At 61.9% G+C, this 13,462-nt stretch carries 14 protein-coding genes and 1 pseudogene; 7 read left to right on the top strand and 8 right to left on the bottom strand.

All coding sequences use genetic code 11. The features are described 5' to 3' along the window. Window positions 1-159 precede the first annotated feature (159 nt). Window positions 160-350, bottom strand: a pseudogene (locus tag AC3EMP_RS19210) (enoyl-CoA hydratase/isomerase family protein); the annotation flags it as partial. Between the two features lie 354 nt (window positions 351-704). On the opposite strand from AC3EMP_RS19210, the gene AC3EMP_RS19205 reads away from it, so the two are divergent. Then, window positions 705-1,076: a hypothetical protein gene (locus AC3EMP_RS19205; RefSeq protein ID WP_023669178.1), complete on the top strand. Its 372-nt coding sequence runs from the start codon at window positions 705-707 to the stop codon at window positions 1,074-1,076. 83 nt (window positions 1,077-1,159) lie between these two features. Continuing rightward, window positions 1,160-1,675: a hypothetical protein gene (locus tag AC3EMP_RS19200; protein WP_023669179.1), complete on the top strand. Its 516-nt coding sequence runs from the start codon at window positions 1,160-1,162 to the stop codon at window positions 1,673-1,675. Window positions 1,676-1,719: 44 nt separating this feature from the next. On the opposite strand, the gene AC3EMP_RS19195 is transcribed toward AC3EMP_RS19200, so the two are convergent. The 6 genes from AC3EMP_RS19195 to AC3EMP_RS19170 all read right to left on the bottom strand — a co-directional run bounded on the left by AC3EMP_RS19195 (window position 1,720) and on the right by AC3EMP_RS19170 (window position 6,518). Next, window positions 1,720-2,598, bottom strand: a complete 879-nt coding sequence (locus tag AC3EMP_RS19195) for a DUF4198 domain-containing protein (RefSeq protein WP_050589071.1) — start codon at window positions 2,596-2,598, stop codon at window positions 1,720-1,722. A 9-nt stretch (window positions 2,599-2,607) separates the two neighbouring features. Beyond that, a complete protein-coding gene (locus AC3EMP_RS19190) occupies window positions 2,608-3,093 on the bottom strand; it encodes a hypothetical protein (RefSeq protein WP_023669181.1) in 486 nt (161 codons plus the stop codon). Continuing rightward, entirely contained in the window at window positions 3,090-3,677 is a 588-nt protein-coding gene (locus AC3EMP_RS19185; RefSeq protein WP_352713547.1) for a HupE/UreJ family protein, read from the bottom strand. Before AC3EMP_RS19185 ends, AC3EMP_RS19190 begins: the two co-directional genes overlap by 4 nt. Window positions 3,678-3,706: 29 nt before the next feature. Continuing rightward, window positions 3,707-4,948, bottom strand: coding sequence for a hypothetical protein (locus tag AC3EMP_RS19180; RefSeq protein WP_352713550.1), 1,242 nt, complete (start codon window positions 4,946-4,948; stop codon window positions 3,707-3,709). A 597-nt stretch (window positions 4,949-5,545) separates the two neighbouring features. Next, window positions 5,546-5,782 carry a tautomerase family protein gene (locus tag AC3EMP_RS19175; RefSeq protein WP_023669184.1) on the bottom strand — a complete coding sequence of 79 codons (237 nt, stop codon included), beginning with the start codon at window positions 5,780-5,782 and terminating at the stop codon, window positions 5,546-5,548. 25 nt (window positions 5,783-5,807) lie between these two features. Then, window positions 5,808-6,518, bottom strand: a complete 711-nt coding sequence (locus AC3EMP_RS19170; protein ID WP_023669185.1) for an SDR family NAD(P)-dependent oxidoreductase — start codon at window positions 6,516-6,518, stop codon at window positions 5,808-5,810. Window positions 6,519-6,909: 391 nt separating this feature from the next. Between AC3EMP_RS19170 and AC3EMP_RS19165 the strand changes: the two genes are divergently transcribed. Further along, a complete protein-coding gene (locus AC3EMP_RS19165) occupies window positions 6,910-7,542 on the top strand; it encodes a sensor histidine kinase (RefSeq protein WP_023669186.1) in 633 nt (210 codons plus the stop codon). A gap of 254 nt (window positions 7,543-7,796) precedes the next feature. Here the strand turns inward: AC3EMP_RS19165 and AC3EMP_RS19160 are convergent, their stop codons facing one another. After that, window positions 7,797-8,312 (bottom strand): Dps family protein, encoded by a 516-nt coding sequence (locus AC3EMP_RS19160; protein WP_023669187.1) that lies wholly within the window; start codon window positions 8,310-8,312, stop codon window positions 7,797-7,799. A 538-nt stretch (window positions 8,313-8,850) separates the two neighbouring features. Here AC3EMP_RS19160 and AC3EMP_RS19155 point away from each other — a divergent pair. From AC3EMP_RS19155 to AC3EMP_RS19140, 4 genes are all read left to right on the top strand, one after another. Continuing rightward, window positions 8,851-10,668: an ABC transporter ATP-binding protein/permease gene (locus tag AC3EMP_RS19155; protein WP_488494649.1), complete on the top strand. Its 1,818-nt coding sequence runs from the start codon at window positions 8,851-8,853 to the stop codon at window positions 10,666-10,668. Between the two features lie 324 nt (window positions 10,669-10,992). After that, the gene (locus AC3EMP_RS19150) at window positions 10,993-11,832 is read left to right on the top strand and encodes an enoyl-CoA hydratase/isomerase family protein (protein WP_023698538.1); all 840 of its coding nucleotides are present in this window, start codon (window positions 10,993-10,995) and stop codon (window positions 11,830-11,832) included. 47 nt (window positions 11,833-11,879) lie between these two features. Further along, entirely contained in the window at window positions 11,880-12,272 is a 393-nt protein-coding gene (locus AC3EMP_RS19145; protein WP_023669188.1) for a GlcG/HbpS family heme-binding protein, read from the top strand. A 164-nt stretch (window positions 12,273-12,436) separates the two neighbouring features. Next, the gene (locus AC3EMP_RS19140; RefSeq protein ID WP_023669189.1) at window positions 12,437-13,453 is read left to right on the top strand and encodes a LacI family DNA-binding transcriptional regulator; all 1,017 of its coding nucleotides are present in this window, start codon (window positions 12,437-12,439) and stop codon (window positions 13,451-13,453) included. Window positions 13,454-13,462 lie beyond the last annotated feature (9 nt).

Genomic DNA, 13,462 nt, shown 5'->3' with positions numbered 1-13,462 from the left:
GTGGTGGTGCGGGCCCTACCCCCTTGGCTCTTCGCGTCGCCTCTTCAATCGTTACTGATACTTTCGTCCTATGGCCTCAGTGCCGGATTTGATGCGCGCCATGAAAGGGGCATCGTGGCCGGCCTGGCTCGGCAGATCGCGGTGGCTGTAGCCGAGATCTTCGCTGCCGACGCCCGACGCCCGGCCACGGATCGAGACGATCGACACAACCGGCGCCCGGCTCAGCCGCACGAAAAGATCAGGCAGTGCCGGTAAGCGGCCGGACGTCAGAACGCGCGCTAACTCCGGTCCCGCGTCGGGCCAGAGATATTGAAGGGCAGCCGATTGATGGTCACTCGCCAATAGGCCGGGTGACACGTGTAATACGGAACTGCTTATCATCCGCTGGCTTGGTATCGGAGACGGTGCCGACCACCGATCTAGCGGCCACTGAACTAATTCACCGCCACCAGGCAGCCTAGCCCCGCGAGCGCGAGGATCACCGTACTTTGAATGCTATCGTTCACTCCGTTCTTTTACCGAAAACCCGATCTCAAGAATTGGGTCGATCGAACGACGTACACAATCACACCCTTCGTATTGGAGCTCAGATACCTTTTCGAAGCAATACCAAGGAACAATAGCCCTATCAACATTCGCTACGATCTCCCATCCTGAAGAAGGTCTTGATCTCCGACGGAGGGCGAGTGACCCGGGCAATAAAGATGATCACCGTTTTTACGTTTCAGGCGCCCGTCGCGTTTGCCGGAGCGGCTCGCGGACAATCAGCTGGTACGACTGGGATCTCTACGGATGCCGAGGATGATGGGTCGGCGGCCGGGCCTCCTTCGGCGCCGAACCAAGTTGGCGAGCCAATCGGGTTGGGCGGCGACTGGCTTGGTTTGAAGCCCCTCCTCGCAAGCGAGGGCATCATTGTCAGCAGCCACTACATCTCGGAAGCAGCGTGGAACTACACGGGTGGGCGACGCCAGAAAGTCGATGAGACCGAGGAGTTCAATGTCGGCGCCCAAATGAAGGGCCTGATCGCCGGCGGGCCGAGCGGCGAACTGGGTTCGGCATTGCCCGAACCCACATAAGCGGCCGCTTGGCCGAGCGGGGCCGGGCTGAAGGAGCGAGCTGACATTCTAAAGGCCAAGACGGCCTGGACGAGGAGACCAAAATGTCGCTGCAAGACGCTGCCTCCCTCGGCCAGGTAATTGCGGCACTCGGGGTGCTGGGTTCGCTGTTCTTCGTCGGACTTCAGGTTCGGCAAAGCGTGCGTTTTCAAAAACTAGCGGTCATCGACTCGCTTTCCACGTCGATCGCCTGCCTCAATATTCCGGGGATGGAAGCGCCGGCCCTGGGCGAAGCCTTGGCGATTGTAACTCAGGATTGGAACGCGTCGAGCCGCGAGCAACGGATCATCGCGCATTACTTCCTTTTCTCCTATTTCAAGCTCGCGGAGAATGCCTGGTACCAGCGCGAGGCTGGGATTCTGGAGCCGGCTCAATGGCACGGCTGGGAAAATATGGTCCGCATGTATTATCATAGCCCTGGTGTGCAAAGCGTATGGTGGCCGCGGCGTCACGATGCTTATTCGCACCCGTTTCAGCTCTATCTGGCCCGCACCCGGCCACCAGAGGATTTTGGAGCCATGAACGACGTCTTTCGTGACCATGCGCTGGCAGCAACGTAGCTCGCACACGGCAGCTGGCGCTTCCGAGGCTCAAGCCGCCATGGCTAAGGAACCCGAACTGCCCGGTTCGGTGAAAAACCGAAGCTCAGGCTGGAAAACGTCGTGTCGAAATCGGTCTCGGCCGAGCTCGGCTGGACCCTTGTCCAAATGACATTCAGCAACCAAGTCCCACCGGACGGCATGGCGAAGGTGGCGCGTCCCGCGTGATCCGTGCGGTGCATCTCGAACGGCACGGCGTCGTCCTCCAAGCGCGTCAGCTTCACCAACGCGCCCACCAGCGGCCGCCCGAGATAAAGAACGCGCACGGGAAGCGTGGTGGATCGTGGCAGCGCATAGGGGCTGCGATCCGGTACGATCTCGAGGGGCAAGCCTAAGATACGGGTGGCCTGCGACTGGTTACCCTCAACTGCGCCCCCCACCTGCACGATCGACTTCGCGCACCGGCTGTAATTCTCCGATCCGTCGCGGTCCATCCGATTGAGCCGAACCCGTAGGTCTATCGCCGGCGTCAATCCTTCGGCCTTGATGTAATCGTTGAATCTGATGAACGGGAGGTGCACTTGGGCGCGATCGTCCGTCTGGAAGACGATTACATGGGCACCGGACTTCTGCAAGACGAAGGATCCATCTGCTGACGGCGCGCCCAATTGCAATCGCTCTTTGAGATCGACCCTGGACCCATCTGGAGCAAACGCTTCATATCGTATGATGCGGCGAAGCGTGATCGGTGAACGCTGGCGGGCAGGACCGTGTCCTACCTGCAGCGTCATGGTCGTGATGGCCGTGGGCGACAGCCAAAACGCGCTTGGCTGGACCCAGAAGTCATGGGCATTAACCGGCGCGCCACCGCAGCACAGCACGATTGCGAGCGCCAAGCGCGCGCGTCGGCGTCGAATGGAGCGTTTGGGATGATCAAGGTTCATGGCGGCGCTCTATTCGAGATGATCGGGCAAGTAGCCCGGTGTAACGGGGAGGAACGGCAGCGTGGCGCACAGAATGGCGATGGCGATGAGCCAACTCGACCCGACCTTGACGGCGATTGGCGCCCGCCGAGCGACCAGCCAGCCGGCGGGTATCAGCACGATCAACATCAAGCACGCCTTTGGCAGGTCCGATGGCGAGCCGGCGAGCCGGACCACTGCGGTGACCCACACCCCCGAGTTGAGCGAGAGGGCGAGCCCGCTACGCCACCCAACACCGCCGGGCAAGTGCACAGTGGCGGCATTCACCACGGTGGTTGCCCAGCACCCGAGAAAGGCGATCTCCAACCAGCCGCGCGGAAGCTCCAGTTGGGACAGCGCGCCAAGCGTGATGGCCAACGCAATGAGGCTGACGATCCGAACGCGCGGCGTGGCAAAAGCGAGCGCGAGAGCCAGCGCCGCCAGCAGCAGGGCTGGAGGAAGTGCTCCGCCCCTCACACGCTCACCGCCGCTTGGAGAAACCACAAGCCGGCAGCGGCGATAAGACCGCCCACCAGGCGTACCGCAATACTACCCCAGCGATGAGCATTCAGCGCGCCGATGCCGATGCCCGCAACGTGCAACAGGCCGGTCGCGAGGACGAAACCTGCGCTGTAGGCGACGGGATCGGGTGCCGACGGCAGCTCCCTGCCATGGGCGTACCCATGGAACAGCGCAAAGGCAGCCACCACGATGGCCGCGGCCCATACGGGAGCCCTGATGGCCAGGGCGATGCAACTCCCGAGCACCAGAACCGATAGCGCGATGCCGATCTCCACCGATGGTGCCGGCAACCCGACCATGCCGAGTACCGCGCCGACTGCCATGACCGTTGGGAAGACCACCGGCAGCAGGTAAATGAGAGGGCGCCCCAGGAACGCGCCCCAAAGACCCACCGACACCATTGCCAGCAGATGGTCAGCGCCGCTCAGGGGATGCCAAAACCCCCAACCGAATCCCCCGGGCAGTCCGGTTCCCGTATGCGCTTGCGCCGAACCGGACATCAGCAGCACACCGGCGACGGCCGCCACCGCCGCGGACATTCGAAAGTTTCGGTCGGACATCCTCACGGTCAATGGTCCACGCCCTTGGGATCGGGCGGCGCCAGGAACGGGAAGATCGTCGCCGAAGCCGGATACTCGTCGCCACGCAAGCCGTCCCAGGCGATACCGTGCGTCGTCCCGCTGACCAGCAACGACCGCCACATGTTTGGCGTGTCGTAGGTCGGGCTGCGACCACCGCAATCGCCGTCGAACTGCGAAAGTTTGGCCAGTGATGCGAGCTCGACCGCTAGAAACTGCCGGCAGACCCGCGCCGCACTGTTCACCCATAGGCGATCGTCCACGAAAATGGTGGCAAGGGCATGGTAGCGTTGTGCCGGTGCCGGGGACCTTTCCGTAAGCAACTGATTGCCGCACTTGCCGTCGAGGCTGTCCTGGAACGCCAGAGATTTCTCGATCCGCGCCATATACGACATCCTGGCTTTCGCGCTCGCCGTGTTGAACGCTTCCCGCTCGTCACCGCTCGCATCATCAGTTGAGAAGGGTGAAACGCCGAGCAGCGTGTTGCCCACGAACGGCCGCGCCATCCGATCGAGAGTCTTGGCCGATGTTGTCGATGAACCCCTCACCGCCAGTATCGCCCCGCCCTTCGACACGACCGCAAGGTCGACCGAGACGACGATGGCGGAGGCGGTCCAGTTGGCGAGGAGGTTCGTGGCCGGGCCGCCGTCGGTATGGCGCCATTGGTCGCCAACCTTTGCGATGGTTTCCTCGTCCAGCTGCGGACATCCGGCTTCGTCGGGTTGCGCGGCACCGCTCTTTAGCGCGGCCAACACAACCCCATAGGCGGCCAATGACCCCTTGACGTTGTTGTAGAACGGATCGTCCCGCAACCCGGCGAACAACCGGAAGTGACCGTTGCGGCTCTCCAGCCCCTCCGCGTCGCTGGCATCGCCTTCCACTGAATCCACGGTGCCCAATTGGCAGCTTGCCATTTTTGGCGCGGGAAACCGGCAGATGATCTCCGTCGAGGCAGTAGTGCGGCCAAACGCCTTCCCGCTGTCAATGCGAAATATGTACTGGAGCCGGTCCGAGAAGGTGTGCCCGACAACGGTCATGCCCAGGTTCAACCGATCGCCCTCTGACGCTGTCCAGGCATAGACATCGCCGATATCTGCCTGCGGGTTGCCGGTCATGGCCGGAGAGTCGAAATGGTCGGAGCTTCGCCCGGGTTGGCCGCTGCTGACCACCAACGCTACCGCCGAAACTGCGGTCGCTAAACCTCGCACGGCAGGCCATTTTTGTCGGCGCATTGCGATCACTCCTATTTTCGTTGTGTCGCAGAGTTAGGCTGGCGCAGGAGACCTTTCATATTGGACGAACGTGTCGGCGATACCTTGGTCTATTGAAGCGCCTTGGTCTGATCCCGGGCAGCGCCCGATTCACATGGCCGTAGCGCTTCGCCAACTCACCGTTGAATTCGCCGGCCCCACCAGCATCTCCATAGCGCGGCTACCCCAATCACGCGTGGCACCTGGGGCATTGGCCCGCCGCCTGGGGCAAATACCGCGCCGACATCGAATTGCGAAATAATTACCTTTTCGCGGCAGGCGAAGCGTATGTCCGCGGCCAGCGCCACTTCACTGCCAATACGGCTGAAACCAGGATAGTCGGGCGCAACGAAGTGATAGCGGGTCGGCGAGCAGCGGCAGCGGCGAATCCTAGATGCGCGACGACGACGGGAAGCGGTGGAGCAGCAGGATGGTCAACGCATCGCACGGGCCCGCTTCACGGTAGAATAGTCCCAACCGATCCACCTCGACGGTGGGATACGTCACGGTCGCCGACGTCGAAGGCAAACCATGTCAACTGAAACACCGGCATGCCTTTCGGGGGAGACGCAGTGGGACTCAAACGCCCTTTACTGCCAACAGCTTGCGGTATTCGGCGACGGGCATTCCGCCCCAACCCCAATTCTCCATCTCCACTTCCTCAAACACTACCCACGTCCAGTCCAGCGGCTTCCCGAGAACGTCGAGCAGTACCTCGCTCACGCCCATGTAGATGGCTGCTTTCTGCTCCTTTGTAACATGGTCCACACCGGGCTCGGTGCCCTCGCGCGTGAGCTGGACGGTAACAATAGGCATGAAGACTCTCCTTTGACTGGTGGGGTCAGTGGCCAGCGCTCTGGCCGCCGTCGACATGAAGGGTTTCCCCCGTCACGAAAGGGGCATCCTCCAGGTAGAGGACCGCGCCGACGATGTCGGAAATCTCACCAAGGCGGCCGAGCGGATGCAGGCCCGCCAGCGCCTCGTACGTCTCCGGCGCATGCATCGGCGTCCTGATGACGCCCGGCGACACGGCGTTCACCCGGATTCCGCTGCGGGCATATTCGATCGCCAGACTCCGGGTCGCAGCGTCGAGCCCGCCCTTTGTCAGCGAAGCGAGCACCGATGGCACCTTTGAACTGGCCTGCTTAACAAGGCTCGTTGTGATATTGACGACGTGGCCGCCGCCCTGACGTTCCATTGCGGCGATCACGGCTTGCGTGGCGAAGAAGAAACCGGTCAGGTTGGTCGCGACCGCGCGGCCGTAATCCTCTGCCGAGTAATGCGTGAAACTGCTAGCAAGGAAGATGCCGGCGTTGTTTATCAGCGTGTCGACCCGCCCGAAACGCTGGAGTGTTTCCTCGACCACCCTCGGCCCCGTAGAGGGGTTGCCGATATCGCCCGCGATCGCGAGTAAATCCGATCGATCGGAAGGTTTGATAGAGCGAGAGGTGGCAACGACGCGATAGTTCCGGCCGAGATAGGCCTCAACCAGCGCCGCGCCAATGCCTTGCGACCCGCCGGTGATGAGAACCACTTTTTGTTCAGTTTGCATCACAGACCTCGATGATGTTGGGGACCACGGACCCAGCTGCGCCGCGTCTCTTCCCGGAGTGAACATGTGGACAATCAAGGCCTGCAACCATTGTCCAATGGTGTCGCGGATACTTTGATATTGGCGGTAATAACGTGACTGTCGCCACATTATTGGTAATCGAGCGGCGCCCCACAGTGCCGACCAATATGGGGCGGAGATTTGTCTTAATTCGCCCGCACGGGCTTTGCCCGGAGATACTCAGAGCGCCAATCCACGCGGCGTACCTCCGTCTTAAGTATTGCCGACACCTTGGCGCAATGGAACGTTTCGACGGGGTCTGCTGTGGTCTTTTACAGAACATCGCGAATGGCGCTCTTGTGGTGGGGCGGCGTTACCGGAGGATCTGGCCATGCTAACTGGATTTGCGAATCCATCACCCGCGTCGGACCAGCCGCTGGCATCGCATCTGTTCGAAGAGATCAGCCACCGGGTGATCAACGAATATAGCGAAGCGATCGCGATCCTGTCGCTGGCCGCGTCCCGGGGAGAAGCGACGGCCGCGCCAGCGTTGAGGCGCGCCGCGGACCGTCTGCATGCGATGGCTGAGGCGCATCGATCCCTTCTCGTACCGATCGCCGAGGAAAACATCGACCTCGGTCATCATGTCGGGAAGTTGTGCTCCAGCCTGTCGCGCGCATACCTCAGCGAGCGGGGCATTCAGCTGACCGTTGCAATGGACGAAATCCCGCTCGAGGCCGCGCGGTGCTGGCGCGTCGGTCTGATCGTCTCCGAACTTGTCCGCAACGCGGCTCGCCGTGGCCTGAAGGATCGCCAGGGTTCCATCCGTGTCACACTGAACAGGAGTGGCAGCAGCGCCTGGTGCGTTGTCTGCGACGACGGATGCGCCGCCTCTGATCCGCCTGAGGGACATGAGTGGCGGTTGATACGCGCGCTGACGGCGGAACTTGGCGGCTCTGTGCAGTGGAAATTCACCCCGTGTGGATCGGTTGCGGGTGTGCGCTTCCCTCTGATCACGCCTTAGCTTCTGCACCCGAAAGCTTCTACACCAAAACTGCCAGCAACGCGGTCTGCGCTCTTATCAGAACGCGCGCGTTTCCATGAGCTTGAGCCAACTTCGCGCAGGAAAGTCGATGCGGATCAATGCCACCCGACCAGCGGTCAGCAAAATGCCCCCGACCGCGTTGCACTCCAACTGGAGGACGTTGCATCAGCACCGAATGCGCGATCCTTGCCGGGCGTGCAGAATCGCATCCGCCGCCTTGCCCGCTTTTTCGCTCAGGCGCGGCAAATCTCGTAGAGAAACCAACCGCGCCGTTCGCTTTCGTCGATCCATCCTTCGATCAGGCTCGCGGTGGCAATGTCCGAATAGCTATCGCACAGCTCATGGACGCGACGCAGCTCGGCCACCAACTGCTTATTGTCGCCGTGAAGCTCGGCGAGCATGTCCTGCGGATCAACATAGTCGGCATTGTTGTCGAGGATGCGCTGGCGTCCCGCGATATCGGAGATCGAACGGATCGTGGTGCCGCCGATTTTGCGCGCGCGCTCGGCGATCGCGTCGGTCATCTCGAAGATCTGATCGCCATGCTCGTCGAGCAGGAGGTGATAGTCCCGGAAATTCGGACCACTCATGTGCCAGTGAAAATTCTTGGTCTTAAGATACAAGGTGAAGACGTCAGCGAGCAGACCGGCCAGGCCGGCAGCGATGTCGCGGGTCGCGTCGGAACCAAGATCTGTCGGAGTGCGCAGGAAGCGATCCGAGCCGGCTGTCTTGCTCAACTGTTGCGTCATGATCCCAGGTCTCTCTACAGGCCGCGCACCGGCGTCTTTTCGATACGTCAGAATACGAAATGCCGTGTTCTGATCCAATCAGACGAAGGTATAGGCGCGCTCGCAGGGACGCGATTGCATCTTAGTCAGGCCTTCACGAGCGAATTGACGCAAGCCGGATTTGACCGCAATCACCGTAACCACGCCTGAAGACTTACCGCATCGGGATGGCGGCCCTCAACCTGCCACCGACACCAAGGTGCTATGGACCGTGTCGGGCAGTACGGGCATCGTGTCGGCATCGCTGAACCGACATCCAAGTGACCGAAGTCCATGTCGCCGACAGCGCTCGGCCGCCGGGCCGAGGGACGTAGGCGCGGCAGTATCGTCTCGCCACGTGGAACCTTCGTGATCAAGGTGGAAAATTGCGTCGCCCGGAATTTACCGAACGTGTCTGTAGTTCTGGGGTGGCGGACTGGTTGGGGAGCGGCGGCCGTCGGCTCTCTTCATCTGGTTCAGCATCGCACATGAACGCAAGGATCTCGGTAAGACTGACCAAATGGACAATCAGGCCACTGTTCAGCCGATCACCGTAGCCGTGGAAGCCAGCAGCCTGCGCGATCAGGTGGCGACGATCAAACGGGCGCTGATAGGCTCACCGGTGCGCAAGTGGCTGGTCTGGACGTCGGTCGGCATTATGGCGGTCATCGTCGTGACGTCGATCGGCCAGGTTCTGCTCAACCGCTGGAACCAGCCTTTCTACGATGCGCTGGCGCGTCGCGACATGGCGGCCTTCCTGCATCAGCTGATGATCTTTGCCGTGATTGCCGGCACGCTGCTGCTGCTCAACATCGCTCAGACCTGGCTCAACCAGATGATCCGGCTGAAGCTGCGCGAGGCGCTGACGCTCGACCTGATCGACCAATGGATGCGGCCGGCGCGGGCCTTCCGGCTCGCCAATGCCGGCGCCATCGGCGTCAATCCCGACCAGCGCATGCAGCAGGATGCCGCGCATCTGTCCGATCTGTCGACGGACCTCGGCGTCGGCCTGCTGCAATCCTTCATCCTGCTGGTGTCGTTCGTCGGCGTGCTTTGGCAACTCTCGTCGGGCTTCGTCTTCCACATCAACGGCTGGTCGCTGGCGATACCGGGCTACATGGTCTGGGCCGCGTTCCTCTATGCCGGCATCGCCTCCTGGCTGAGCTGGCTGGTCGGGCGGCCGCTGATCCGCCTCAACAGCGACCGCTACACCCGCGAGGCCGAGCTGCGTTCCGGGATGGTGCGCGTCAACGAGAATGTCGACGCCATCGCGCTCTATCACGGCGAAGCCGATGCCAAGAGACGGCTCGAAATCGACCTTGGCACGGTGCTGGGCGCGATGCGAAACATCTACAAAGCGCAGATCAACCTGTCCTGGGTGACCGATACCTATGGCTGGATCACCGTGGTGGCGCCGATCCTGGTGGCATCGCCGGTCTATTTTTCGGGCGATATCAGTTTCGGCGGGCTGATGATGGCGGTCGGTGCCTTCAACCAGGTGCATTCGTCCCTGCGCTGGTTCATCAACAACATCGGCGGCATCGCCGACTGGCGCGCCACGCTGATGCGTGTTGCCGACTTCCGCATCGCGCTCGATGAAACCGATGTGCTGCACGACAAGGAAAAGCGGATCGAATTCGGCGACAACGCCAATGGCAGCCTGACGTTCGAGAAGCTCCAAGTGGCCTCGCCGGAGGGCTGCACCAAACTTTCAGACAGCCATGTCGAGATCCGTCCCGGCGAGCGCGTGATGATCACCGGTGAGCCAGGCGCCGGCAAGACGCTGTTCTTCCGCGCCATAGCGGGCCTGTGGCCATGGGGCAGAGGGAAAATCGGCCTGCCCGCTGGAGAAACCCTCATCTTCGTGCCGCGTGTCCCGTATTTGCCGGCCGGCACGTTGCGAGAGGTGCTCAATCACGCGAATGGGCATGCGCCCGCCAACGATGCCGACATTTCGGCCGTTCTGGCCGAGGTTGGTCTTGAACGGCTGTCATCTTCGCTCGACCGCGTGGGGCGCTGGGACCATGAGTTGGCCGATGACGAACAGCGCCTGCTGGGCGTGGCCAGGCTCGCGTTGCGGCAGCCGAAGTGGGTGATCATCGACGAAGCGATGGATGCGTTCGACGGACCCTCGCTGAGGCGCGTGCTGGCGATGCTGGAAAAGCATCTGAAGGGAGCCGCGATCATCAATATCGGGCGCGGCCAGCACAACACTCAGTTCTTTCCGCGCGGCCTGACGATCGTAAAGGATTCCGGTGCGCCGGCGCTTAAGCCCCCTCGCGTCAGGGCCGGCGCCATCGACCCTCCGCCGAAGGCGGCCGTGCGGCGAAAGAAGTAGACCGGTATTCAGATTCGCGCCGGGCTGCGCCATCGCCTGTTCGGTTGGCCACCGTCCCTTACGTCCCTATGTTGCACGATGACCACACAGTTCGCCCGAGGCAGCGCTTATCCCGGTGGAGGTCTGTTAGAAGAAGTTTGCAGCGCGATGGCGACGGCACGGCCACTGTTCAGACGGGTCGGTAGTCCGTTTGATCACCGAGCGGTCGGCCCTGCCCTGCCAGACCGACACCATGGTCTTGGCGATACGTTCGTCCACTCGCGGGCCTGGAGCCAATGCCTCATGTTCGAGGCATCGAGCATGTAAACATCGAAGGAGTTTCCAGTGGACGCCAAGACAACTACCTCGCAGATTCGCCTGACACGCCGGACGCCCACCTATTGGCGAGTCACGTTCGACAATGCCCCGCTCAATGTCATGGGTCCACAGATGGTGCAAGAATTCACACATCTGATTGACGCCATTGAGGCTGACGAAGACGTTCGGGTCGTGGTGTTCGACAGTAGCGTCGACGGATACTTCCTCAACCATTCAGACTTCAAGGCGCGGATCGAGGATATGCTCGCGCTGCCGCCCGGGCCGACGGGCCTGCCGCCCTGGCCGGATTTTCTTGTGCGGCTGACGCGCGCGCCGGTCGCCTCGATCGCCCTCATCCGGGGTCGCGCTACGGGCAACGGGAGCGAGATCACCCTTTCCTGCGACATGGCTTTCGCTAGCAAGGAAAAGGCCATTATTTCCCAGTGGGAGGTTGGCGTGGGTATGGTCGCCGGCGGTGGACCGATGGCCCGCCTGCCGCATCTCATCGGTCGCAATCGCGCCATGGAGGTTCTGTTGTCCTCTGAGGACATCCGTGGCGAACAGGCAGAGGCGTATGGCTACGTGAACAAGGCGCTGCCCGACGCAGAGCTCGACGCCTATGTCGATGCGCTCGCCACGCGGATCTCCAGGTTCGACAAGTGGGCGATCGCGCAGACCAAGCGCTTGGTCAACACCAGCCTGAGTCCGGATGTCGAGCTAGGCGCCGGCTGGGAATCCTGCATAGCTTCACTGAGCCGGCCCGCCGCCCAGGAGGGGATCAAAGCGCTGACCGCCAAGGGCTTCCAGGCGCCGGGAGATGTCGAGAATCGGCTGGCTTTCCACCTAGGCGAGTTGCCGCCGCGATAGACCGCTGCCGATGGCGACGGCACCCCCTCAAAGAAAGGAACAATCCCATGGATCTGCTCACGAAAGCGAAGTCACTGGCCGAACGTGTGGAGGCAGAGGCGACAAAGGCCAATGTGCCCGTTGCAGTGTGCATCATCGATGTTCATGGCAATCTGGTGCTTCAGCACCGGATGACCGGGGCGCCCGTCTTCGCGCTCGAGATTTCCGAGCGGAAAGCGTATACCTCGGCCCTCGTGCGCCTGCGCACGGCTGACATCCTGCCGCTCGTGCAGCCGGGACAATCGCTGTATGCGCTGACCACAGTGGGCGGCGGCCGTTTTTGCCCCATGGGTGGAGGCATTCCTGTGGTTGACGAAGATGGCAAGGTGTATGCTGGTGTCGGCGTCAGCGGCGGCACTGCCGAAGAGGATGTCGCCATCGCCGAGGCCGCTGTCCGCTAAGCGCAACGCAAGCAAATTCGCCAGAGGTCCGGTGGCCGAGGTCGGGAGTCGACGTAAAGCGATGCCCCGGCTGCGCCGTAACTATGTAATCGACCGAGCTTGACACCCAAAGGAAACCCGGTAGGAGTGATACGTATCAGTAATACGTATCAACAAGGGTGGGAATGGCAAACGGCAGGGCGACGCAGAAGGATGTGGCAAGGGCAGCCGGGGTTTCGCAGGCCACGGTTTCCATGGTGCTGGGCGGTGGTAGCGCTTCTTCGATCCCAGCGGATACGTGGGCTCGCATCACGAAGGCCGCCAAGGACCTTGGCTACGTCCCAAACCGCTTTGCGCAAGCGCTGAAGACGAGCCGTTCGATGACCATTGCCTGCATCGTGCCCGACATCACGAATCCTTTCTATCCATCGCTGATCCGCGGCATCCAATCCGTGACGGACGGCCTGAGCTACGACGTCATCGCAGTTAACACCGATGGCACACCTGAACGCGAGCGGCACTTCCTCGACTGGGCGCGGCAGGGTCGCGTCGATGGCGTGATCGGCGTTTTCTTTACCTTGCGTGCCAACGATTTCAGCCCTCTGGTCGAAGCAGGGGTTCCGGTGGTGCGGATCGAGTCTTCCAAGAAACGCGGCGGCGAAATCGTCGTCGATGACATCTATGTCGACAGCCGGGCAGCCGCGCTAGCGGTCACCGACCACCTGATCGGCCAGGGTCACGAGCGCATTGCCATGGTAGCGGGCCGAGGCGGCCCCCAGGCCACGCGTATCGACGGCTATCGCTCGGCCCTAGCCAAGGTGGGATATCCCGCGCATGTGATCATCGACGAGGAATTCTCGGAGATCGGCGGCACGCGCGCCGCCGAAGCAATACTCGCAAGCACGTTTAAGCCAACAGCGATATTCGCCGCGAATGACCTGATGGCCGTCGGCGTCATGCAGGCGCTGCGCGAGCGCGCCATCGAGATACCCAGAGAGATCGCTGTCGTCGGCTTCGATGACATTCCTGCAGCGAAGCTGGTGACGCCGCCGCTGACCACAGTCGCGCAGTTTCAATGGCAAATGGGCGCGCGCGCGGCACAGACACTGATGGAGCGGCTTCGCGGCGCCAAGACCGGTGCGGGAACCGCGCTGGAAATGCCCTTTGAACTTATCCAACGAGGCTCGACACGAGCCATCTAGATGCTGGCC

The organism is Mesorhizobium sp. P160219 (assembly GCF_057786095.1).
This window is presented reverse-complemented; position numbering and strand designations above follow the sequence as displayed.

What these genes read in the sequence shown, in the direction of transcription:
- AC3EMP_RS19140 (WP_023669189.1), top strand. Translation starts at nt 12,437, where the DNA reads ATGGCAAACGGCAGGGCGACGCAGAAGGATGTGGCAAGGGCAGCCGGG.
- AC3EMP_RS19175 (WP_023669184.1), bottom strand. Translation starts at nt 5,782, where the DNA reads ATGCCTATTGTTACCGTCCAGCTCACGCGCGAGGGCACCGAGCCCGGT.
- AC3EMP_RS19170 (WP_023669185.1), bottom strand. Translation starts at nt 6,518, where the DNA reads ATGCAAACTGAACAAAAAGTGGTTCTCATCACCGGCGGGTCGCAAGGC.
- AC3EMP_RS19160 (WP_023669187.1), bottom strand. Translation starts at nt 8,312, where the DNA reads ATGACGCAACAGTTGAGCAAGACAGCCGGCTCGGATCGCTTCCTGCGC.
- AC3EMP_RS19185 (WP_352713547.1), bottom strand. Translation starts at nt 3,677, where the DNA reads ATGTCCGCGGCGGTGGCGGCCGTCGCCGGTGTGCTGCTGATGTCCGGT.
- AC3EMP_RS19145 (WP_023669188.1), top strand. Translation starts at nt 11,880, where the DNA reads ATGGATCTGCTCACGAAAGCGAAGTCACTGGCCGAACGTGTGGAGGCA.
- AC3EMP_RS19165 (WP_023669186.1), top strand. Translation starts at nt 6,910, where the DNA reads ATGCTAACTGGATTTGCGAATCCATCACCCGCGTCGGACCAGCCGCTG.
- AC3EMP_RS19155 (WP_488494649.1), top strand. Translation starts at nt 8,851, where the DNA reads ATGGACAATCAGGCCACTGTTCAGCCGATCACCGTAGCCGTGGAAGCC.
- AC3EMP_RS19195 (WP_050589071.1), bottom strand. Translation starts at nt 2,598, where the DNA reads ATGAACCTTGATCATCCCAAACGCTCCATTCGACGCCGACGCGCGCGC.
- AC3EMP_RS19200 (WP_023669179.1), top strand. Translation starts at nt 1,160, where the DNA reads ATGTCGCTGCAAGACGCTGCCTCCCTCGGCCAGGTAATTGCGGCACTC.
- AC3EMP_RS19180 (WP_352713550.1), bottom strand. Translation starts at nt 4,948, where the DNA reads ATGCGCCGACAAAAATGGCCTGCCGTGCGAGGTTTAGCGACCGCAGTT.
- AC3EMP_RS19205 (WP_023669178.1), top strand. Translation starts at nt 705, where the DNA reads ATGATCACCGTTTTTACGTTTCAGGCGCCCGTCGCGTTTGCCGGAGCG.